21 protein-coding genes are annotated in these 21,098 nt (G+C 57.4%); 6 read left to right on the top strand and 15 right to left on the bottom strand.

Annotated features, from left to right (window positions below; all coding sequences use genetic code 11):
• Positions 1 to 2,477 (bottom strand): ABC transporter permease (locus ACEW8J_RS03745; RefSeq protein ID WP_373490295.1); only part of this gene is annotated, 2,477 nt, incomplete at its 3' end.
• The gene (locus ACEW8J_RS03740) at positions 2,474 to 3,199 is read right to left on the bottom strand and encodes an ABC transporter ATP-binding protein (protein ID WP_373490294.1); all 726 of its coding nucleotides are present in this window, start codon (positions 3,197 to 3,199) and stop codon (positions 2,474 to 2,476) included. The genes ACEW8J_RS03745 and ACEW8J_RS03740, both read right to left, overlap by 4 nt.
• A gap of 17 nt (positions 3,200 to 3,216) precedes the next feature.
• Between ACEW8J_RS03740 and ACEW8J_RS03735 the strand changes: the two genes are divergently transcribed.
• The 3 genes from ACEW8J_RS03735 (at position 3,217) to ACEW8J_RS03725 (ending at position 6,018) form a co-directional block, all read left to right on the top strand.
• A complete protein-coding gene (locus tag ACEW8J_RS03735; protein WP_373490293.1) occupies positions 3,217 to 3,933 on the top strand; it encodes an arylesterase in 717 nt (238 codons plus the stop codon).
• A 159-nt stretch (positions 3,934 to 4,092) separates the two neighbouring features.
• A complete protein-coding gene (locus tag ACEW8J_RS03730) occupies positions 4,093 to 5,298 on the top strand; it encodes a toxic anion resistance protein (protein WP_373490292.1) in 1,206 nt (401 codons plus the stop codon).
• Positions 5,299 to 5,304: 6 nt separating this feature from the next.
• Positions 5,305 to 6,018, top strand: a complete 714-nt coding sequence (locus tag ACEW8J_RS03725; protein ID WP_373490291.1) for a hypothetical protein — start codon at positions 5,305 to 5,307, stop codon at positions 6,016 to 6,018.
• A 20-nt stretch (positions 6,019 to 6,038) separates the two neighbouring features.
• On the opposite strand, the gene ACEW8J_RS03720 is transcribed toward ACEW8J_RS03725, so the two are convergent.
• From ACEW8J_RS03720 to ACEW8J_RS03710, 3 genes are read right to left on the bottom strand one after another with little or no spacing between them, the layout of a single operon-like run.
• Positions 6,039 to 6,821 carry an SDR family NAD(P)-dependent oxidoreductase gene (locus tag ACEW8J_RS03720; RefSeq protein ID WP_373490290.1) on the bottom strand — a complete coding sequence of 261 codons (783 nt, stop codon included), beginning with the start codon at positions 6,819 to 6,821 and terminating at the stop codon, positions 6,039 to 6,041.
• Between the two features lie 4 nt (positions 6,822 to 6,825).
• Positions 6,826 to 7,227, bottom strand: coding sequence for an antibiotic biosynthesis monooxygenase family protein (locus ACEW8J_RS03715; RefSeq protein WP_373490289.1), 402 nt, complete (start codon positions 7,225 to 7,227; stop codon positions 6,826 to 6,828).
• A 10-nt stretch (positions 7,228 to 7,237) separates the two neighbouring features.
• Positions 7,238 to 8,554, bottom strand: a complete 1,317-nt coding sequence (locus tag ACEW8J_RS03710) for a cytochrome P450 (protein ID WP_373490288.1) — start codon at positions 8,552 to 8,554, stop codon at positions 7,238 to 7,240.
• Positions 8,555 to 8,642: 88 nt separating this feature from the next.
• Between ACEW8J_RS03710 and ACEW8J_RS03705 the strand changes: the two genes are divergently transcribed.
• Positions 8,643 to 9,230 (top strand): carboxymuconolactone decarboxylase family protein, encoded by a 588-nt coding sequence (locus tag ACEW8J_RS03705; protein WP_373490287.1) that lies wholly within the window; start codon positions 8,643 to 8,645, stop codon positions 9,228 to 9,230.
• A gap of 11 nt (positions 9,231 to 9,241) precedes the next feature.
• Positions 9,242 to 10,513: a cytochrome P450 gene (locus ACEW8J_RS03700; protein ID WP_373490286.1), complete on the top strand. Its 1,272-nt coding sequence runs from the start codon at positions 9,242 to 9,244 to the stop codon at positions 10,511 to 10,513.
• A gap of 108 nt (positions 10,514 to 10,621) precedes the next feature.
• Here ACEW8J_RS03700 and ACEW8J_RS03695 read toward each other — a convergent pair whose 3' ends face one another.
• On the bottom strand, positions 10,622 to 11,980 hold the full coding sequence (locus ACEW8J_RS03695) for an aromatic ring-hydroxylating dioxygenase subunit alpha (protein WP_373490285.1): 1,359 nt from the start codon (positions 11,978 to 11,980) through the stop codon (positions 10,622 to 10,624).
• An 8-nt stretch (positions 11,981 to 11,988) separates the two neighbouring features.
• On the bottom strand, positions 11,989 to 12,522 hold the full coding sequence (locus tag ACEW8J_RS03690) for a nuclear transport factor 2 family protein (protein WP_373490284.1): 534 nt from the start codon (positions 12,520 to 12,522) through the stop codon (positions 11,989 to 11,991).
• Positions 12,523 to 12,635: 113 nt separating this feature from the next.
• On the opposite strand from ACEW8J_RS03690, the gene ACEW8J_RS03685 reads away from it, so the two are divergent.
• The gene (locus ACEW8J_RS03685) at positions 12,636 to 13,172 is read left to right on the top strand and encodes a nuclear transport factor 2 family protein (protein WP_373490283.1); all 537 of its coding nucleotides are present in this window, start codon (positions 12,636 to 12,638) and stop codon (positions 13,170 to 13,172) included.
• 93 nt (positions 13,173 to 13,265) lie between these two features.
• Here ACEW8J_RS03685 and ACEW8J_RS03680 read toward each other — a convergent pair whose 3' ends face one another.
• The 8 genes from ACEW8J_RS03680 to ACEW8J_RS03645 form a co-directional block, all read right to left on the bottom strand.
• Complete coding sequence (locus tag ACEW8J_RS03680; protein ID WP_373490282.1) at positions 13,266 to 15,752, bottom strand: TonB-dependent receptor; 2,487 nt, start codon at positions 15,750 to 15,752, stop codon at positions 13,266 to 13,268.
• 242 nt (positions 15,753 to 15,994) lie between these two features.
• The gene (locus ACEW8J_RS03675; RefSeq protein WP_373490281.1) at positions 15,995 to 16,819 is read right to left on the bottom strand and encodes a LuxR C-terminal-related transcriptional regulator; all 825 of its coding nucleotides are present in this window, start codon (positions 16,817 to 16,819) and stop codon (positions 15,995 to 15,997) included.
• Between the two features lie 232 nt (positions 16,820 to 17,051).
• Complete coding sequence (locus tag ACEW8J_RS03670) at positions 17,052 to 17,855, bottom strand: hypothetical protein (protein ID WP_373490280.1); 804 nt, start codon at positions 17,853 to 17,855, stop codon at positions 17,052 to 17,054.
• Positions 17,856 to 17,876: 21 nt separating this feature from the next.
• A complete protein-coding gene (locus ACEW8J_RS03665; RefSeq protein ID WP_373490279.1) occupies positions 17,877 to 18,338 on the bottom strand; it encodes a DUF1425 domain-containing protein in 462 nt (153 codons plus the stop codon).
• A gap of 24 nt (positions 18,339 to 18,362) precedes the next feature.
• Entirely contained in the window at positions 18,363 to 19,493 is a 1,131-nt protein-coding gene (locus ACEW8J_RS03660) for a hypothetical protein (RefSeq protein WP_373490278.1), read from the bottom strand.
• 11 nt (positions 19,494 to 19,504) lie between these two features.
• The gene (locus ACEW8J_RS03655; protein WP_373490277.1) at positions 19,505 to 20,134 is read right to left on the bottom strand and encodes a penicillin-binding protein activator LpoB; all 630 of its coding nucleotides are present in this window, start codon (positions 20,132 to 20,134) and stop codon (positions 19,505 to 19,507) included.
• Between the two features lie 57 nt (positions 20,135 to 20,191).
• Entirely contained in the window at positions 20,192 to 20,743 is a 552-nt protein-coding gene (locus ACEW8J_RS03650; RefSeq protein WP_373490276.1) for a hypothetical protein, read from the bottom strand.
• A 174-nt stretch (positions 20,744 to 20,917) separates the two neighbouring features.
• A partial coding sequence (locus ACEW8J_RS03645) for a hypothetical protein (RefSeq protein WP_373490275.1) occupies positions 20,918 to 21,098 on the bottom strand: 181 nt, incomplete at its 5' end.

The following is a 21,098-nucleotide window of genomic DNA, read 5'->3' as shown; positions in this document are numbered from 1 at the left end:
GACAGTACCGGGATCGAACCGAGCAAGCCGATCCCCAAGGTCACAATCGCACCGATGGCCAGGGTCAACAGGACAGCGGCCCAGTCCGGTTGCCAGGTAAATTCGAAAACCTGGGTGATCACAAACCAGCCTGCAAACAGGCCCAGACCCAGTGCTACGGCCGACAATATAAATGCTAGCAGTGCATATTCGATCGCCTGAACCGTCAATATCTGTGCCCGTGTCGCGCCGAGCAGTTTCAGGATCACGCTGTCATAGACCCGGGCCTGGCGAGAGGCGGCAATGGCGCCAATCAGCACCGCGATACCGGAAAAAATCGCGATCGACGCAGCCGCGGCAATGGCCGTCGCCATCTGGTTCAATATGTCACCGATCTGGGATGCGATTTCCTTGACCTTGACCATCGAGATGGACGGGAATTCTTGTGGCAATATGCTGAGCAGGCGATCTTCCTTGGCTGTGTCCAGCTGGATGGTTGCGGCGACATTATGCGGCACGTTGGCAAGCACATTCGGGGGGAACACCAGCACATAGTTGAAACCGAAATTCCGCCAGTTCACCTTGCGGAAGGAAGCGACTTTTGCCGGGATTTCAACGCCAAGCAGACTCACTGTGAGGCTGTCCCCGATCTTCAGGCCCAGGGCCAGGCCTTGCTCTTCATCGACCGAGACCAGAGGAGGTCCGTCATAATTGTCATCCCACCATTCCCCGGCCACGATTTCGCTGCCTTCGGGAATTGTCGCGCTATAGGTGAGTCCGCGATCGCCGCGCAGCACCCATGCTCCTTCCGGTAGTGTTTCCAGTTCCGATACGCGCTGGCCGGCAAATTCGGTGATGGTGCCGCGTAGCGTTGGGACAATATTGATCTCTGCATCGCTCGCGGTTTCAGCAACCTTGGCACGGAAATCATCGGCGCGTTCAACCGGAATATCGAGGACGAAAAAGCTGGGAGCGTCGCGTGGAACGGTCGAGCGGATTTCATTGGTCAGACTGGTCTGGATCGCGGCTAGCGTTGCGAAGAGCGTCAGGCCCAGTCCCAGCGCGACAACCAGTTGTCCGGTCTGCGTACCGGGACGGTGGAGGCTGGTCAAAGCCAGCCGCAATAGCGGATGTTTCGGACGTGGGGCCTTGCTTGCCAACCATCGAATCAACGCGCCCAATCCGGTCAGAAGGAGTAAAATAGCGGCAGCCGCGCCGATGAAAGAAGCCGAAAAAAGTGGTTCATTGGCCGTAGCCAGGGCAAGCGCAACGATGGCGACAATCGAAAGTCCGACACCGATCCAGCTTTGCCGATCAATCTGTCGCCACGACCGTCCTTCACCGCGGATGATGCCCGCCGCCGGGATTGTTTTTGCCCGCGACAGCGGCGGCAAGGCGAATATGACGGCGATCAGCAAACCATAAAGCGCACTGACCAGCAGCGGCAGCGGATAGATGGCAAATTCCGGTTTGATAGGCAGGACATCGCCGGCAATCTGGATGATTGCAAGCGGTGCCAAGGCACCAATCGCCAGACCGAGAGCAATAGCGCCCAGCGCCACTGTCATGATCTGGAACAGATAGATGCGAAAGATCATGGCGCTATCCGCGCCCAAGATCTTGAGTGTGGCGATTGCCCCTTGCTTGCCGCGCAAATAGGAAGCGACGCCATTGCCGACGCCAATACCGGCGATGACCAGCGATGCAAGGCCAACCAGAGTCAGAAATTGCCCCATCCGTTCGATGAAGCGCCGCGTGCTGGGCGCGCCATCGTCCCGGGTCTTGGTGTCCCATGCTGCGTTGGGAAATTGTTCAATGAGCTGGTCACCGACGGTGCCCGGGTCAGCGGTTGCCGGCAGTTTGAGGCGATATTTGCTCTCGAACAGACTGCCCGGCTGAATCAATCGGGTGGCTCGCAGACCGTCCATCGAGGTGATGGCCACAGGACCGAGCGACAGCCCTTCGCTGAGCCGGTCCGGCTCTTCGGCTATCACGCCGCTGATCGTGAACGTGGATTGACCGAAGGAAATCTGGTCACCCAGTTCCAGCGACAAGCGCTGCATCAGGGCAGGGCTGACGTAAATGTCCTGCGGTGCTGGCGCGGAGACAGTTTCATCATTCTCCAGCGTGAAATCGCCGTAAAGCGGATAAGCACCGTCCACGCCTTTCAGTTCCACCAATTGCGTATCGCTGCCATCCGGTAGCCGCGCCATCGCCTGCATTCGCAGCGTCTCGGACAAGGTTCCAGCCTGTTTGAAGGCTGCCAGCTCCTCGGTATTCGCCTCGCGCTGGGCGACCGACAATTCCAGATCGCCACCCAAAATGGCCTGGCCGCGATTGGCGAGCTCTTCGGTGATTGCATTGGTCAGGCTGCCAATGGCCGCCAGCGTTGCCACTCCGAGTAACAGACAGACGATCAGCAGTCGCAGCCCGGCAAACCTTCCGCGCAGATCGCGGCGCGCAATTGTCCAGGCTTTGCCGAGGTCTGAATTGTTCACGCGGCGCTATCCCGCTCGATCAAGCCGTCGCGCAATTCGATGATGCGGTCGCAACGCTTCGCCAGTTCGGGATCATGGGTGATGATCAGCAAAGTTGCATTGGTGGCCTGCTGTCGATCGAACAACAAGGTGATAATCTTGTCGCCGGTCGCCCCGTCGAGATTGCCAGTCGGCTCATCGGCGAAAATGATCGTCGGCCGGGAAGCCATCGCCCTGGCTATTGCGACCCTCTGCTGTTCCCCTCCTGAAAGCTGAGTTGGATAATGTCCGAGCCGGTCGCCAAGACCCACCGCAGCGAGCTCTTGTGCCGCAATCTTGAATGGCTGCGACTGGCCGTCCAGTTCCAGCGGAACGGCGACATTTTCCAGTGCCGTCATTGTCGGAAGCAGATGAAAGGCCTGCAGAACAATGCCGACCCGGCCGCGCCGTGCCACTGCAAGCTGATCTTCGGACATCGTGCCAAAATCGGCTCCGGCTATATCGACCGATCCACCACTTGCTCGCTCCAGCCCTGATAGTATTGCCATCAGTGAAGATTTCCCGGAACCCGATGGTCCCAGCAGGGCGACCGTCTTGCCAGCCTCGATCGACAGATTGATGCCACGCAATATGTCGACCCTTGCATCACCTTCTCCCAAAGAGAGGGTGACATTCCGGGCTGCAATCGCAATATGGGGTTCGTTCATGGCGGCGTCGCTGGATGCGGCGGATTTTTGGATCATGGGGGAAAGGATATCCGATGTTGAGGAACTTTATAACATATGGGCTCTCACTGGCGTTTCTTCAACTTTTGATCGCTTGCAGCGCAGAGCCGGTCAAAGAAACTGCGACGACAGCCGAAACCGCGAAGGTCGAATCCGCTGTAAACAGCGGCAGTGACGCCAACATGGGGGAAGCGGAAATTCTGATCGTCGCCTTTGGTGACAGTCTCTATGCCGGCTATGGCGTGGACCAGAAAGAGGGCTTTGCACCGGAACTGCAAGAGGCGTTGCAGGCTATGGGCAGGGATGTGCGGGTTCACAATGCCGGCGTGTCGGGCGACACGACGGCGGCTGGGCTCCGGCGAATGGATTTCGTCATCGACAGCCTTTCGCGCAAACCCGATCTGGTGCTATTGGGTCTTGGCGGCAATGATCTGCTGCGCGGCCTGAAGCCCTCAGACACCCGAGCCAATCTCGATGCGATGATCGAGAATCTGCAGGATCGCGGCATTGCCGTGATGCTGACCGGCATGCTGGCCCCGCCGAATCTGGGGTCAGAGTTCAGCGACGAATTCAACATCATCTACCCGGCTCTGGCCAAGAAATATGATGTCGCACTCTATCCGTTTTTCATGGACGGGGTGTTTGGCCAGCCCGATCTTTTCCTTCCTGATGGCTTGCACCCGAACGCCGAAGGTATTGATATCATCGTCGAAAAAATCACGCCGCAGGTGGCGCAGGCGCTGGAAGGCTGAGCGTCGCCAAAGCTGGAAGAATTGGAAGCTTGTTGCACCTGTCGCGAAAAACTGTATTATATTAATAATACAGCAGTTGAAATGCTTGAAAAGCAGGGCATTTGCATCCATTTATAGGGAAAGTCCCGCACTGGTGCCGGGACAGGGAGGCTGAACAATATGGCGACCGAAACGATTACTGCAACCGAAGAGTTGAAATTGACCCCGCCGGAGCCGGTGGTCGCCGTTGCGCCTGACAAAGCTGCTGGCCTGGTGCCGGTTGGCGACGAGATCCGCTCCAAGCTTGAGGAAAAAGTCGACGATTTCATTGCCGATCTGATCGCTCAGGATCAGAATAGTCCGGAATTTGGCAAGAAAGTGGACCAAATCACCAATATGGGGCGCAAGGAAATCGCCGAAGCGGCGGGCCAGTCCAACCGATTTCTCGATCGTCCGATCCGGTCAATGGACGAGGAAAGCGGTATCGGTTCCGATCTCGCTGAATTGCGCCGAACCGTTGAGGATCTCGATCCCGGCAAGCGCGGCAACCTGACCACCAAGAAGAAGATTTTCGGGATCATTCCCTTTGGCAACAAGATGCGCAACTATTTCGATGGTTACAAAAGCGCGCAGGGCCATATCGCCGCAATTCTCGACCGGCTACGCTCCGGCAAGGACGAATTGCTGATGGACAATGCCGCAATCGATGTCGAGCGCAAGAATCTCTGGGCGGCGATGGGCCGGCTGGAGCAGATGATCCATGTCTCCAAGGTGATGGACCAAAGGCTGGAAGACAAGGCAGCGGAACTGGACGCGACCGACCCGGCCAAGGCCAAGGCCATCAGGGAAAGCGCGCTTTTCTATGTCCGGCAACGGACCCAGGATCTGCTGACCCAGATGGCGGTAACGGTGCAAGGCTATCTTGCGCTCGATCTGGTGAAACGCAACAATGTCGAACTGGTCAAGGGCGTCGACCGGGCCAGTACGACGACTGTGGGCGCGCTGCGCACCGGGGTTACCGTTGCCCAGGCCCTGACCAACCAGAAGCTGGTGCTCGACCAGATAACCGCACTCAACACCACCACTGCCGGCGTGATCGACAGCACCAGCGAGATGCTGAAAAACCAGACCGCCCAGATTCACGAACAGGCCGCGTCGGCGACCATCCCGCTCGAAACGCTGCAACGAGCGTTCCAGAATGTCTATGACACGATGGACAATATCGACACGTTCAAACTGAAGGCGCTGGAAAACATGAAGGCGACGGTGAATAGCCTGTCGGGCGAGATCGAGAAGTCGAAAGGCTATATCGCCCGCTCCGAAGGCCAGGCCAAGGCGCAATTGGGAGCGCCTTCCGAAAATCCCCTGACGGCACTGGAGGCCTAGAACCCGGTGTCCCAGACCAATCAGGAAATTTATGACGGCGCGGCCAGAGTTCTTCGCGAATCCCAGTTTCGGCGCTCCATCGGCCATCGTTCCCACAAGCTGAAACAGAGCCATCTGTTCAAGAAGTTCGGTCGCGCCGCATTATGGACTGTCGGCGTGCTGGTGGGAGCCAGCATCATCGGTGGAATTTTGAGCGGTATCGGTTTCTGGGGTGTGATGATCTCTGCCGCACTGATTGCGGGCGGCATCTGGGCATCGATGTCCTTTCCCAAGATGAAAATGCCGACGCCGGAAACGATCCTGAAGTCGGATCTGAAATCGCTGGCCGGCAAGACCGAAATCTGGCTCGAAAATCAGCGACCGGCGCTGCCGGCACCAGCGGTGCAGATTGTCAACGGCATCGGCGTCCAGCTGGATATGCTCTCGCCGCAACTGAACAAGCTCAACGAGGGCGACAGTGCCGCCTATGAAGTTCGCAAGCTAGTCGGCGAGCATCTGCCCGAGCTGATCAATGGCTATCGAGCGATTCCGGTCTCGCTGCGCTCCCAGAGCAATGACAGCGGCCAGTCACCGGACGAGCAATTGATCAACGGGCTGACGCTGATCGAAAAGGAAATCGCCGGCGTGACCCAGCAAATTGCCAAGGGCGATATCGACAATCTGTCGATCCGGGGCCGCTATCTCGAACTCAAATATGACAAGAGCGCCGAAGCGGAATAGACATTGGCCGGTGGCCAGTCCTACTCGGGGGAAATTTTCAACCTGGCAATCTGTCGCCGACTTTGGTCTCGCGGTGTCCCGCTAAAGCCGAACCGGCAAGATCGGCCAGTGATGCCGATCGGGCCCTGATCGACGATATGGAGAACAGCGGTGGCAATATCGTCCGCCCGCATCCCCATTTCGGCCAACGCCGGGTCGACCGCACGCAGCATCGGGGTGTCGACCGCGCCGAAGCACAGTTCGTTGACCCTGATGCGCAATCCTGCGAGTTCCAGAGCCCAACTGCGCGTCAGGCGTGACAGGCCGAACTTGGCGCAATCATAACCGCTGGCCCCCGCAATGCGCGTAAGTGCCCGGTCTTCATCCAGATGATCGGCGTTGAGATTGACGATGTTCGCATTTAACGACTTTGCCAGCAGCGGCACCGCGGCCATCGCGCAGCAAAAGGCGGCGATGGTGCAAGAGCGCAGAGCCTGTTCAAAGGCGGCGGTCTGGCTGTCATAGTCGCCACCGGTCAGGGAGCTGTTGTTCCAGATTGCGGCGTTGTTCGCGAGCAGATCAATCCGGTCGACCTGACCTTCAATCTCAGCGAAAATCGTCTTCACCGCTCCTGCATCACCCGCGTCTTTCGCGAAACTGATGCACTTTCCGCCCGCGCGTTCGACCAGCCCTTCCGTCTCCCGATTCTGCTGCCCGGCGGGATCGATATTGAATACCGTCCCGCCGCGCTCACCGACGGCAACGGCGATGGCGCGGCCGATGCCAACTGCCCCGCCAGTAACCACTGCAATCGGTGCTGTCATGCAGCTATTTCCTCCCGGTCCACCAACTTGCGATGTCCAGCGGGAAACGCTCCTGCGCAATCGCCATTGCCTCTGCCATCTCCGCCGTCAGCGCCGGGTCGGCGGTTGCCGGCAATCCGCCGCCAGCGCCTTTGACCGGATCGACATATTCCAGCTTGATGTCGGCGATCACATCCTCAAAATCATGACCCTCATGATGGTCCGACATCTGGTGACGGTAGAAGGCCCATTTATCCTCGAACGAGAGCAGGCAATAATAAAAATTCTCTTCCTGCCCTTTCCAATATTCATAACGCAGCACGCCGGTTTCGGACTCGAGCGTCTGTTTGACCATGTCCGCGGTAATCGCCTCGAACTTAGCCTCCTTGCCGGGTTTGATTCTTATATGCGCGAGCAGGGTGGCCATTGCGATTCTCCTATGCCGGGGTAAAGGTCAGATTCAATCTGTTGGTCCCGAGCATGATGCCGGGCTGGTGCAGAAAATCATTGTCCGCGCCATATTGGATGTCATCCAGCCGGTCGAGCAGCCGGTTCCAGGCTATGGTCTGTTCCAGCCGCGACAATCCGGCGCCCGGGCAGACTCTTGGACCAGCGGAAAAGGCGAGATGGCGGGTCACCGCCTTGCGGTCGAGTTTCAATGCTTTCGGGTCTTCAAATTCCTCCGGATCGATATTGGCGGCACCCCAGCGGAGATGGAGCGAGGAACCGGCCGACACCCTCACTTCCTGAAATATTTCGTCCTGACTGGTGATCCGCGTTGACAGGCCCTGGGTCGGCGACCGCAGCCGCATGCCTTCCTCGATGAAGGCACGGATCAGACTGCGGTCGGCCTTCAGTCTCTGGAACAGGCCGGGACGCTCGCAGATCAGCTGTGCTTGCTCGCAGATCGCATATTGGGTGGTCTCGAGTCCGCCAATGACCATGGCGTAAACGACGCCATTGATTTCTTCGTCGGTCAGCTTCCGGTCGAGCGCCTTATAGTGAACCTGAGTCAGGAAACTGACCATGTCGTCCTGCGGACTGGCGCGCTTCTCGCGGGTCTTTTGCCGGACATAATCCGAAAAGCCGTCGAGCAGCCGGAATTTCTCGACCGTCTGTTCGGCGGAAAGCTTGTTATTGTGCCCGCAGCCGTGAACGTAGGACATGACCTGTGCGTTGCCCCAAATCGCCAACCGGGACACATCCTCGAGCGGAAAGCCGAGGACCGACGCCATGGTACGCTGGGGCAGGGGCCGGGCAAACTGCCGGACGAAATCCACTTCGTCCTCAGCTATCCACTGGTCGATCAGACAATCGACATGGTCCGTGATCATGGCTTGATGACGCCCGGCCCCGGGCCCGACCCACGGATCGGTCAGTTCTTGTCGGTGCGCGCGCCACAGTTCAGCCGTCGGCCTTAGCGAGCAGATCGAAATGATCATCGCATCGAGATCGGGCATCTCGTTCGGCAAACTGCCCGTCGCCTCTATCTGCTCGACGAGCAGCGAAAGTGTCGGCGGAAAACGGTCCCAGTCCCTCACCACCCGCGAAATATCCGCGTGTTTGGTGAGAATGAAAGCATCCTTGTCGGGTGTCAGCCCTTCGCCCGGCAGGCGCTGTACCGGAGCTTCCCGATGCAATAGGTCATAGGCCTCGTACCAGTGCTCCGCCGCGCCGCCGCCGAACAGATCGACATCTTCTACTGCCACCGGACAGGTCATTGGACTCAGCGCGTGATTGGGCGTCTTGTCCATATCCTCTCCTCCTCCAAATCGACAGTGTCTTTGCCGCCAGTAAAACCTATTCTCGATCATACGCCATTGACAGATTGGAGAGGATCGGATGAGCCGGATATCGAAACTGCCGCCGGAGGACTGGGATCCGCGAATCCGCGATGCCGTCAATCCCGATGCCGCCACCGATCTTGAACAGGGGCTGGTCCGCTATTTTGCCCATTGTCCGGAACAGGCGCTCGGCCTGATGCAGTTCGGCGGCGCGCTCAAGCGAGGCCGCAGTCTGCCGGAGCGACTGGTCGAGCTGGTTCGTTTGCGGATCGCCTTCTTCAACCAGTGCCGCAGCTGCATGGCAATCCGCTATACCGACGCGGTCAATGACGGCGTCGACGAAGGCGCGGTCTGCTCGCTGGAAAAGCCGCAGGAAGCGACCAATCTCAGCGATGCGGAAAAAGCGGCGCTCCATTATGGCGAACTGATGGCCACCGATCATCTGGCAATCGACGACAGCGTGCACGCCGGCCTGCGAAAGCATTTCACCGAGGCACAAATTGTCGAGCTCGGCATGACCTGCGCCTTTTTTGTCGGCTTCGGACGGCTGGGAGCGACCATGCACATGGTCGACGAACTGCCGGAAGCGTTTCAGAAATCCGAAACCATTGCACCTTGGGGTGAGGAAAAAATCCAGGTGCGCTAGGGAGAAATAAAATGGCGACCAAGGGCGATCCCGGTATCAATCTGCTTGATGTTGAAACGCAGCATTGCCCTTATGATGCCTACAAGATCCTGCGCAACGAAGCGCCGGTCTACAAACAGCCTGGCACCGACATCTATGTCATCACCCGCTACGAAGATGTGCGGCGGATACTGCTCGATCCGGACACATTTTCCAGCAGTCCGAAGAAGTTTGCCGCTTTCGGCAAAACCGGCAGTGCCGAACGCCAGCAAGCGGTGCGACAGCGTTTCGAGCAAAAGGGCTGGGTTCCCGAACCGACGTTGGGAAGCCGCGATGATCCCAATCACAAGCAGATGCGGGCGATGTTCAACGAGGCATTCAAGCCAAGCAAAATCAAAATGATGGATTCGCTAGTTGAGACATTGTCTTATGAATTGATCGACGGCTTCCTCGAGGATGGTCAGTGTAACTGGGTCAGCCAGTTCGCCGTGCCGCTGCCGCTCTATATCATCGGCGAGCAGATGGGCGCACCGCGCGAAGATATGTGGAAAATCAAGCGCTGGACCGATGCCTTCTTTCACCGCATATCAATGATGCTCGACGAGGAAACCGAGCTGGAAATGGTTGACCGCGAGATTGAAGGGCAGCAATATTTCCATCCGATTTTCGAAAGACTGCGCGAAAACCCCGATGACAGCCTGCTCAGCGAACTGGTCAACCGGGTGATCGAGGAATGGGGCAGGCCGCTCAATGACAATGAACTGCACGCCGAAATGATGGCGGATACATTTGTCGGCGGCAGCGAGACGACATCCAACGCCCTGGCCGGTGGCATCAGGCTGCTGATCGAGAACAAGGACATCTGGCAGCAGCTGAAAGGCGATCCCGACCGATATATGAAGACTTTTGTCGAGGAGGTGGTCAGGCTGGAATCACCGGTCCAGAGCCTGATGCGCTTCGCTGGTGAAGATGTGGAGATGCACGGCGTTACGATCCCCAGGGGGTCGCTGATCAATATCCGCTTTGCCGCCGCCAATCGGGACGAGAGAATCTTTGCATGCCCGGACAAGATCGATCTGGAACGCAAGCGGGCCGGTGCCCATATGGGTTTCGGTTCCGGTGTCCACCATTGCCTGGGTGCACCGCTGGCCCGGCGCGAACTGATCTGGGGGTTCACCGCGGTGATCGACCGGTTCGAGGACATGTGGTTCATCGAGGGCAAGAATGACTTTGCCATCCATCCGCATTTCCTGCTCCGCTCGCTTAAGGAGCTGCACATCGGATTTACCCCGAAGGCAGGCTGATACGGCCGGTTTTCTAGCAAATGTACCCGCGCGGCTGGGGTGGGCCCGCAGCGTAAGACAATGTCACGGCAGAATGGCGAACCCGCAGGGACAATCGAGTGAGAGCGTCTAGCTTTTGATATATTCGTCCAGAGTGCGATGGAGGTTGCGGATGCGGGCTTCCTGATAATTGCCCAGCGACTGCGCGCCCTTCAGCGACGCCTTTGCCCCGTTCCGCTGCATCATCAGATTGTCCGTGTCCTGATCGAGTATTTCGGCCAGGTCAAAACCCTCGATGGTGGTATAGCTATCATCAATCCCCAGCCGGACGGGTTTTGCCGGGGCAGGGCGCTCGCCATTTGCCGGGACCGGCTGCAATATGAGAATTTCATGCAGGCAGTGGTCGACGTCGATCGGACGAAAGCGGTAGGACAGCCGGATATTGATCCCGGGAAAGAAAAAGGCATTGGGAAAGAGGAAATATTCGATGCTGTCGAGCATTTCGCCGGTGGAACGGTCGGACAGATCCACGCCGAATTTTTCGCTATATTCTTCCCTGAGCAGCTGCGCATGATAGGCACGGGCAGTCTCCCCTTCCGGCAGGATATCGGGGTCTCGGCCCAGCTTGGCGAAGATCTGCTTTTGCGTGAAGTCGGTCTGAATATGCGGACTTTGAACCCCGATCGCGTGCATGAAACGGCTGACATTCTTGCCGAATATATCATATTGCGCATTGGCATCACCGGCGGTCGCGACTGCCTGGCTATGCGTTTCCAGAACGTGAAAGGCCTCGAGAAAGGCCTCCATCGCCATCTTCCAGTTGGCCGGCAGTATTTTTTCGCTGTGCAGCGCGACATAGCGGTCATCCATTGTCCACAATTTGAAATGTTCGGGGATGACCTCCAGATATTCGGCCAGCGGCGGCGCGTCCGGGTCCATGTTGATGAAGACGAAGCCGCCCCAGCTATCGCATTGCACTTCGGTGAGACGGAAATTATCCTCGTTCAGATGCGGAAAGTCCCAGCGGCAGGGAATTTCATTGAGCGACCCGTCGAGGTTGAACGTCATCCCGTGGAACGGACAGCGGATTGTCGCCCGCTTGACGCCTGCGCTCCCGGCCCTTGCGAACTGCATGCCGCGGTGCGGGCAGGAATTGGCGAAGGCGCGGATCTTGCCATTTTCGCCGCGCACGACCAGAATCGAATAGGGTCCGATATCATAGACATAGCGATCGCCCTTCGCCGGAATATGTTCTTCCCGGCAAGCCCATTGCCATGTCCGGTTCCACAATCTTTCATGTTCCGCCTTTTCGAAGTCCGGATTGAAATAGCGATCAAAGGACAGATCCTCGTCACCCAGAAACTCATATTGTTCGACCCGCATGGCGGCGGGGACGGCATCGCCGTCCGCATCATATATATCTTGCAGCGAAGGACCCGGGCACCGCGCTTCGCCAGGAGCAAGCTTGGGATCTGCTGGTTTGGTCAAGTCATGGTTCATGAACGGCGTTCCGGACGGCGCATCATTTCGCGCCTGTAGAGGGGGTCTTCCGGTTTACGTTTCCCGAATATATTGCCGGACCCCGAAAGAAACTGGTCAGCGGCCGGATCATCACGGGCCCAGTCGACGACCTCGCTGCGATAGGCGAACTTCCAGATACCTCCGCGCTTTTCATAGCGGTCAAGATAGCGGCCGTTGATCATAATATCACGAGGTTCACCGTCGTCTCCGACGACCCTGTGAAAGGCATAGAAATAGACTTCGCCAAAAGCCTCTTCGCCCTGAACATCGATATTATTCTGACCGATCATATGATGGTTGGCGAGATGACCGGATAGCGCCTCCATGCAGAAATCGGCAAAGCCGTCCGGGTCGCCAGCATAGATACCATAGTCCAGATAAGCGTCATCCCAGAACTGGCTCCGCAACAGATCGCGATCCAGACGGTCCAGTCCGCGCATGTAGAGACCGGGCAATTCCATGATTGCGAGCCTGTCCATGGCGCTCTGGACGCTATCGGAATTTGTCATATGTGCTGATCATCCTCGCCCAGATCCTGTTATTAAGGATCATAGTAAGTGATGCCATCGTCCGGTAAATTGCCTTTTTGAATAGCTTTGCAGGGATCAGAGGGAGAGGATTGATGGTGCAGAAATTCGGGACGGTGGTCGGTCCGGAGGCGTTGGCAGATCGTGCTGCGATCGAAGATATCATCCATTTGCACTGCCGCGGGGTGGACCGGGCCGACGAGGCGGCGCTGAAGCATTGCTATTGGATCGACGCGACCACGGCCTATGGCGAAACGGCATCACCGGCCCATGAATTTTGCGAAAGCTTGCCGGATGCGATCAAGGCTTTTGCCCAGACCCATCATCAGGTCAGCAATATCCTGATCGATCTTGCCGAGGATCATGGCAGCGCCATGGTCGAATCCCTGTTGATCGCTTGTCATTATAGTGCGTCAGTCGACGGTGAAGATCGGGAAATGACCTATTTGGGGCGCTATCTGGACCGGTTTGAAAAGCGCGGCAATCAGTGGAAAATTTCGTATCGCCAGCCGGTGATGAGCTGGAGCCAGAATGCAGCAGCCAGCCATGATGGAGCGCATCCGGCATTGGCGGCGCTGACCATGGCGGGCCGCTATCCCGAAGATCCGGTCTATCAGCAAACCGGTCGATAGTCCGGCCTGGTTTGCCAATCAGCTGTTAAAGCAGAAACCGGAACCGCCCCCAGCGGTTCCGGTCCATTCTGATCAACGGGAGAAATATGCTGGTCAGAATTTGAAGGCAGCCTCCACAAACAGCTGACGGCCGCGATTCTGGGTGACCACCCGGTCATCGCCTCCGGGCGGCAGGAACGGACGGTCGCCGACCGTATTGGCCCAAAGCTCGTCCGTCAGATTGACACCGATCAGGGATAATTTCCACTTGCCCTCCGGATCGCCAATCGAGACCGCTGCATCGAGCGCGACGTAGCTGTCCTGCACGAAGTCATTGAAATTATTGTTGCCGGCGAAATATTTGCTGCTGTACGAAGCGTTGCCGTTCAGGCCGAACTCCAGCGCGTCGCCCATCGGGACAACCAGATCGAAGGCGATATTGCCCGACCATTTCGGCGCCCGCGCCGCGGTTCGGCCATTCAGGTCCACGTCATCGGCATTTCCGGGAATGCCATCGGGATCCTGAGAAATGAACGTGTCCGTGAACTTGGCATCGGTATAGCCAAGGGCACCTGAAAAACCGAGGCCTTCCAGCGGCGTACGCCAGGACCAGTCGACATCGAAGCCCTTGGTCGTCAGTTCACCGGCATTGATTGTCAGAAAGCGGACGGCAGCGCCGTCAAAATTCTGCACCTGCAAATTGTCGAAGACGAAATAAAAACCAGCCGTATTGACGCGAAACGCACCATTGCCGAAAACCGCCTTCATCCCGATCTCGCCGCCCTTGGCGGTTTCTGAATCGAAGACGATCGAATTAAGCGCGGCTTCCCGCTGCGCATCGGTGCCGAAACCCGGTGTGACAAACTGCAGTGCTGCTGTCGGCAGGATGCTGTTGTCGACACCCCCGGACTTGAAGCCGGTCTTGTAGGAGGCGTAAAAATTCAGATCCGGGGTGGCCTTATATTTGATGGTGACTTCCGGCGATATATTGCTGTCGGAAAATTTGATCGGACCCGTCTGAAAGCCTTCCGGAACCACCAGACCGATGCCGCCGACAATCCCGTTCAAGAAGGTCAGGGCATTGTGCAGGAAGGGGAAGGAGGTTCTGTGGACCTTCTGCTCATCGGTCCAGCGCACGCCGCCGGACAATTCCAGCTGGTCGGTTATATCGAAGCTGGCGCTGCCGAAGAAGGACAGGGCTTCGCTCTTGGTCGCCCGGTTTGCGACCCAGTCATAACCGATGCCTCTTGAGTCCGGGAACAGGAAAGTACCGATGAAGGCATTTTGCGATGTTTGCAGCGGCTGGCTGCGGCTTTCCCAGAACGCGCCGACCATGAAATCAAACGGGCCGTCAAAGTCGCTGGCGAGCCGGAGTTCTTGCGTATATTGTTGCAGCGCATCGGAAAAGGGTGCTGGCAATCCACCGGGATCGCCATTGGGCAAAATGCCAACATAGCTGAAATGATCGGCATGCTCGTTTTCCAGATCGAGAACGCCGGTTACCGATGACAGCGTCAGATAGTCATTCAACTCCAGATCCATTGCCAGGCGCATGAAAAACGTGTTGGTTTCGTTATAGGATTGCCCTTTGTAGCGGTCTGCTCCGGTCGTTCCCGGGGCGATAACCTGCAAGGCCGGATGGCCATCGGGATGCGGATAGCGCCCATCCTGAATGTCGCACACCGCGTTGGATGGAATGGATATCCCGGTTAGAGCGAGGAAGACAGGATCCGCAACGCCGTTGGCGCCACAGCTGATATCGGAATGGCCGAGCAAGCTGTCGCTCTCATTATGGTTGTAGTTCAGCTTCAGATTGGCGGAGAAGCGATCCGAGGGATCCCATTGCAGGGTCACCCGCCCGACGAAATTTTTGAGGCCCTTGCCGCTGTTGGCGAAGACCGACGGTGTTCCCGCTTCCAGTTCGACATATTTGTCGATGTCCTGATATTGGGCGGCCACGCGAATGCCCAATGTGTCGCTGAGGGGACCGGAAATATATCCGCCGACCGTATAGCCTTCTTCTTCAAACTCGTAGGATGCCTTGCCACCGATTTCCCACTCCCGGGTCGGGTTGGCGGAGCGTACCGAAAACACGCCGGCGGAAGCGCTCTTGCCAAAGAACAGCGATTGCGGGCCTTTCAGCACGTCAATTTGCTCGACATCAAAAAAGGATGCCTGCACCAGCCGCATCGTGCTGATCGAAACGCCATCGAAATCAAAGGCAACGGCCGAGTCAAAGGCAGCAGAGATATTGGTGGTGCCGACACCGCGCAGGCTGATCTGACCGCCCGCACCCGAGCCGCCGACCTGTACATTGAGAGCCGGGATCCGGCTGACCACGTCAGCGACTTCGTTGACCTGAAATTTGTCCAGCGTCTCGCTGCTGATCGATGTGACCGTGACCGGCGTTTCCTGCAGCGTTTCGTTCTGCTTGCGCGCGTTGACGATGATGACCCGGTCATCCTCTTCTTCCACCATATCCTGCGCAAAGGCCGGGGCGGTAAAGCCGGAAATGGCGAGGGTGGCTGCGGTTCCCATCAAAAGACATCTCGCCGACTGGACGAGGGATGCGGATTCCTGGCGCTGCGGACGGTCTGACATATTTCTCTCCCATTTGCTCTCGCCATTCGATGTGGCGGAGTCGGTTGATGTGCCGGTTGCTCCAGCATCATCAGGGTTGGAGAATGACGAGGGGCAGCGGGATGCTCAACTGGCCAAAAGGTCAAGAAATGATCGAAATATGGAATATTGTGTCTTGAAGATCACATTTTGCCATTCAAAATGTTTGCAGATCCGTGATTTGCAGAGTCTCGCCGACAGAGGCATCGATGGTGGCAAGGCGGCTAGTAGCTGTTGCCGAGATATCCCAGCTGGGTCGCCTTGAATACGGTCTGGGTGCGGTTCACGGCTTGCAGCTTTTCAGCGGCACGGCTGATATGATAGCGCACGGTGGAACGGCAGACAGAGATGATCTCGCCGATCTCCTCGTCGGTTTTTCCGATCGAAGCCCAGCGGATGCATTCCGCTTCCCTTTTCGACAGACGGCAGTTCGGAGCGATGTGGCTTGATTTGCGCGATACCGAAACATAGCCTGAAATCAGTCGCCTGGTCAGCGCGCCGAACAGATTGCCATATCTCGCAAATTGCTGGGGAAAGCTGTCGGCATGATCGCCGGTCCACGGGAAGCTGTTGGCAGAAATCTGGCCAAAAGGCAGATAAACCGGTACGATGATCAGATGGCTATGCCGGCCATTCATCTTGCTCTTATTGGCAAAATAGCTGGTCACATCGATATCATCGAGAAATCCGTTGGATGCAGAACCATGAAATCCGCTTTCATCGCACCAGAAGGGCTCGCTTTCATAGCGGCAGGCGCGGGGCACCGGCGAATGCAGCGCATATTGTGCGTCTTGCCACCATCGCTCGCGCTGTTGCACCCAGCCAAAAATATCGGCATTCAGGGAATTGCCCTCGGCATCCACCATTGGCCGGCGCGATGAAATATCGGCGCATAACGCGACCCTGAAGCCTTTGGCCTGGGCAATATCATGCAGAAAATAGGCAGCCTTGCGGATATCTTCGGGAGACCGGATCGTGACATTCTCCAAAAGCTCGTCCCAATCGGGTCTGCTCTCGATATCACATGATGTCGTCAGCCTATCTGCCACGCAATATCCCTCTCCCTAAACCCCGGGCGGTCAGGAACGAGAAATATATATCCTCTCTGTCCGGACCGACCAATGCATCAGTCCCTATTCGGAGCCGGTTGATCAACTCTCATTAATGGCAAGATGCCGAAGCCGAAGGACATCGGTCCGGGCTGAGTGCCGATTATGATGGTCGATATACAGGTGGCGAGCGCGAGCAGAAGACGGTGCATCGTGCCTGTCGCATCTCCGGTCAATAAAAGGTGCGCATGGTCTCGGCAGCAAGCGTTCGGGCGACGTTTTCAGGCGTCGTACGGTCTTCGATCCGGCGCTGATAGCCGCCGGGTCCGGCGACCAGCCGTGCCGGTCCCCGCATCGGTGCAGCTGCGGTGCGGAATTGAGCTTTGATGGTCGAGCTCGGCAGATGGGTGATCTTCACAGTGAACAGGAAACCCGTTTCCGTATTTGCGTCTGGATTGGGAAGCACTTCCACGAGATAGTCGACGCCTTGTTCCAGTGCCTGCGATTCCATATATTGCTTGTCGGACCGATCGCCTCGCTCCGGGCCGGTCGAAACCTTTCGCATGAGCGCACGTCGATCCAATATGTTGGCGCCAGTGCTCAGGAAAGCGTTCAGAAAGCCGCTCTCCAGATCCGCCGAATCTTCCGAATGCAGGGCGCTATATTCGCCGCCCGTCGTGGCCTCGTCCTCTGTGGTGCTCTCGCTGACGCCGACGACCAGCCCAGGCCGAGAGGCGATGGCGGACACGCTCCGATTCACCGTCCGGTAGCGGGACGAACTGTCATCGGTCAGTTCTCGGTTCCAGAAAAACAGAATCTTGGGAGCGCCGGACCGCCGGTTCCATGCGCCGAAATCGTCGAACGATTGGCGCATGCCCCATTCCGGATCCGGGTCCATGCGCCGAGACATGGCTTCGGGCATCCCCGGACGTTCATAGCCCGGTTCCACTTCGGGCAGTTCAGAACGCATCTGGGCCACGGCTTCGGCACCGGGAAAGGCAGTCGCAGCCGCACAGAGGATGAGTAGGAGGCGCATGTTACAAAATTCCTTTCCCGCTCATTGTGCGGCCCGAACCTCTACGTAATATTGGCTGGCTGCCGCGTTCGATGAGGTCTGTGTGAAAAGGGCCATCGACATCGGCTGGGCGAAAACACGGCTCCAGGACGCCGCAGCATCGACGGGACGGCCGGCAGCGTCATACCAGCTCGCGCGAACCTCGAGCGGAATGTCAAACTCCGCCTTGTTCCGAAATTCTACGCTGATTTGCGGGAAACCGGTTGCCGAACGGCTCAAGTTGACGCGTTCCACGTCCAGAACCGACCGGACTTCATATTGACGGTTCTTGTAGCGGGCAAGAGAGCCATCGATCACCCGGACCGTATTGAGCGTAGGACTTACCGAATTCTGATTGTCGATCCGGTACCCTCCTTCGGGTGCCTGGTACGTGGTGCAGCCGCCAGCGAGCAGAGAAGCTGCCACGGCGCTATAAATGACTTTCGTGCGGAGAATTGACATCATGGAAATATTCCTTGTTCAGAGTGTTTATCTTGATCGTGTCAGAGCCAAGCGCCGGCCGTTCGGATCGACTTGAAAGCGGAGAGTGCGTTCTGTTTGGGCATCCGGTATGTCGCCGGCGAAAAAGCGCACCAGCGCCTTTTCCGCGGGCTGGTTCTGCGAAGACAATGTGGCGACGTGGATCGTGTCCGGAAGCGAAAGCCAGGCCCGGGTGTCCGCTTTCGGCTTGGAGGAGAAGGCGGCAATGGCGGAAACCACAGCCAGGCCTGCTCCAATTCCGGCGATAGTGTCGCTAGCACCCATGCGGGAGACGACGGTGGAGCCGGTCGCAAGGGCGTCGCTAATATTTCCGGCCGTTTGCCTGAAACTGGCTTTCCCTTTGAGAATCTTGTCGATTTCCCGGCCCCCACGCGTCGCGGCCTGGTAATAGATATCCTCCATCGGATAGAGAGGAAGTTCCGTCCCAGCGACGTCGATCACGGCGCGGTTCTCCTTGAACCCTTTGCCCCGTCGGAAAACAAAATAGGAATGGTTGCTGCCGTCGCCCAGCTTGCGAGGGGCCGTTCCGGTTTCCACCAGAACCAGAGTGTCCTGATCGTCTTTGATGCCCGGAAAGTCCGGCCGCATAACCGTGAGATATTTTAGCGCCTCGTCACGAAGGTCATCGTCGCCGTTGAGATGCGAAGCCCAGGCCTCGAGAAACAGAAGCAGGGCAAAGTCGGTCTGGAACTGCTCTTCTTCGGCAAAGGCGTCCTGCAGCTGGCCTTGCTTGAAAGCGGCTCTGGCATTTTCATAGTCACCCTTTTGCAGGTAGACCAGCCCGCGATAATAATAAGCCATCGCGCGTTCATAGGGTTCGCCCTTGAAACTCTTCGCTCCCTCCTCGTGCCACAGGCTTCGCGCCTTCGCGGCTGCAGGGTCACCGGAATAGACCATTTCGATTTTTTCGATGGCATCATCAAAGGCAACGGCGGCACCCCCCATGTCACTGGCCCAGAGTTGCCGGGTGCCGATCTCCAGTTGGTTCAGAACCCTGTTCTGCTCACCTTCCGCCTGCAACTTGTTCACATATTGCTGCAGATCCTGCGGCGCGCTTTGCGCCGACACCGATGAAGAGAAGCCGCAAGCGAGCACGACAGCGAGCCGCGCACCATTCATGCCCACTCGCTTCATCGGTAGACCACATTGTCTGTGGTTGCCTTCTTGAACTCGTAAAGGTTCGACCAGATAAGTTCGCCATATTCGAGATCGAGCAGCTCGAACGTATATTGGCTGAAACGCTCGCGCAATCCCGTGCGGGGATCTACGGCGTCTCGCGTGCCAATGCGGCCAACGAGACGATAATCTGCTCCCGCAGTGGCTCTGGTCCGGCCGGTCGTACCGACATCCACCTGTCCCGAATCCTTGAGCTCGCGCTCCATTTCGGTCGCTTCGATATATTCACGACCGACGAAGCGAACCCGTCCCTGGGCCGCTCGGATCAACCCCACGCGGATGCGATCGGTAATCAGGGCCTTGTCGATCATTTCCGAGCTTTCGTTCCGAAAATGCCGCGCGTCGATGATGATGCGCGGTGAAGGCTTGGCATTCATCAGCTGCGGAACCGTGAGCAATTCCCGCATCATCTGATCGCTCATCGACACGATGTCCTGCGACTCCGTGCCGACGCCGCGAACGGCGCCAGGGGAGTCGGGTGAAGAATAGACCGAGCGGTCGCCCCGTTTATTTTGTGCATGCACAGGATTGGCGAGGGCAAATGCGATCGTTGCGAATGCCATCGCGGTTGTAATATTTTTCATGTCTACTCCTAGTGGGGACGCCACGTGTCTTTCCCGATGGTGGGGAGAGGCGCGACCTCAGGGTTGCGGATAGCTGCCGGCATAAATCCCGGCAAAATCGGGATAGATGGCACCCGTCGCTTTGACGATTTGCCGATATTCCGCGTGCGAAGAATGGAAGGCATACATGTAAGCCGCCATGTCCGGCAGCGAGTTGAACGAGAGATCGCTGCTGCTTTTGAGGAATTCCTCGCCGCCGATCGAACTCATTGCTGCCGATCGGGCCAGGCTTTTCGATGCCATCCCCCCGAACAATCCGGCGAAGGGAACGCTGCTCAGCAACTGGTTGGCTGCAACTTGACCCGCAGCTTCGCCGATCGCGCCGCTCGCTTGTACCTTCATTGCCTTCGTCACCCATTCGGCCGTGACGCCGTCCGTGGTGAAGGGAGACATATATTTGCCGGCATTCCCCTCGATGGGGACGGGCGCATTGGTCTGAAGTTGCTGGTACGCCATTTCCCGCGCGACCGGATCAGCGACAGTCGCCACATTCTGCATGGCAGGCCCAGTCGCACAGCCAGCGAGCAGCAGTGCAGGTACAGCCACTCCGATAAATTTCATTCTTGTCATAAATACCCCCAAATTGCGCGTGGTCCCGCGCCATTAATGTAAACGAAAGTCCCAATTGCATCTTCCCAATGCCTCACGTCCTGTCTCGACGCCCGTGACAGCGATCACGCTCTCGAAAAACTCCCCCTCGAAATGCAAAAGCAAACCGAAAATATTGATGGTCAGCGTGGACAGTCACCTTGTTGAAAATCTCCACGCCTCGACAATCGCAGGCGAGGTTTCGCCTTGATTGTTTCGGTATGTCGATGCTTCGGAAACAGCCCCATTTACGTCTAATGCCTTGACTTTAATTGTTTTATTTCGATTCGCATCCCCAATTTGGGCTATGGAAATGATGCCCAGTCTGATTCGGGAC

This window comes from Parasphingorhabdus sp. (assembly GCF_041748495.1).
GTDB lineage: Bacteria > Pseudomonadota > Alphaproteobacteria > Sphingomonadales > Sphingomonadaceae > Parasphingorhabdus.
The sequence above is the reverse complement of the archived record's forward strand: the minus strand, read 5'-3'. Positions and strand labels throughout refer to the sequence as shown.

What these genes read in the sequence shown, in the direction of transcription:
- ACEW8J_RS03740 (WP_373490294.1), bottom strand. Translation starts at nt 3,199, where the DNA reads ATGATCCAAAAATCCGCCGCATCCAGCGACGCCGCCATGAACGAACCC.
- ACEW8J_RS03735 (WP_373490293.1), top strand. Translation starts at nt 3,217, where the DNA reads ATGTTGAGGAACTTTATAACATATGGGCTCTCACTGGCGTTTCTTCAA.
- ACEW8J_RS03730 (WP_373490292.1), top strand. Translation starts at nt 4,093, where the DNA reads ATGGCGACCGAAACGATTACTGCAACCGAAGAGTTGAAATTGACCCCG.
- ACEW8J_RS03720 (WP_373490290.1), bottom strand. Translation starts at nt 6,821, where the DNA reads ATGACAGCACCGATTGCAGTGGTTACTGGCGGGGCAGTTGGCATCGGC.
- ACEW8J_RS03715 (WP_373490289.1), bottom strand. Translation starts at nt 7,227, where the DNA reads ATGGCCACCCTGCTCGCGCATATAAGAATCAAACCCGGCAAGGAGGCT.
- ACEW8J_RS03710 (WP_373490288.1), bottom strand. Translation starts at nt 8,554, where the DNA reads ATGGACAAGACGCCCAATCACGCGCTGAGTCCAATGACCTGTCCGGTG.
- ACEW8J_RS03705 (WP_373490287.1), top strand. Translation starts at nt 8,643, where the DNA reads ATGAGCCGGATATCGAAACTGCCGCCGGAGGACTGGGATCCGCGAATC.
- ACEW8J_RS03700 (WP_373490286.1), top strand. Translation starts at nt 9,242, where the DNA reads ATGGCGACCAAGGGCGATCCCGGTATCAATCTGCTTGATGTTGAAACG.
- ACEW8J_RS03690 (WP_373490284.1), bottom strand. Translation starts at nt 12,522, where the DNA reads ATGACAAATTCCGATAGCGTCCAGAGCGCCATGGACAGGCTCGCAATC.
- ACEW8J_RS03685 (WP_373490283.1), top strand. Translation starts at nt 12,636, where the DNA reads ATGGTGCAGAAATTCGGGACGGTGGTCGGTCCGGAGGCGTTGGCAGAT.
- ACEW8J_RS03680 (WP_373490282.1), bottom strand. Translation starts at nt 15,752, where the DNA reads ATGTCAGACCGTCCGCAGCGCCAGGAATCCGCATCCCTCGTCCAGTCG.
- ACEW8J_RS03670 (WP_373490280.1), bottom strand. Translation starts at nt 17,855, where the DNA reads ATGCGCCTCCTACTCATCCTCTGTGCGGCTGCGACTGCCTTTCCCGGT.
- ACEW8J_RS03665 (WP_373490279.1), bottom strand. Translation starts at nt 18,338, where the DNA reads ATGATGTCAATTCTCCGCACGAAAGTCATTTATAGCGCCGTGGCAGCT.
- ACEW8J_RS03660 (WP_373490278.1), bottom strand. Translation starts at nt 19,493, where the DNA reads ATGAATGGTGCGCGGCTCGCTGTCGTGCTCGCTTGCGGCTTCTCTTCA.
- ACEW8J_RS03655 (WP_373490277.1), bottom strand. Translation starts at nt 20,134, where the DNA reads ATGAAAAATATTACAACCGCGATGGCATTCGCAACGATCGCATTTGCC.
- ACEW8J_RS03650 (WP_373490276.1), bottom strand. Translation starts at nt 20,743, where the DNA reads ATGACAAGAATGAAATTTATCGGAGTGGCTGTACCTGCACTGCTGCTC.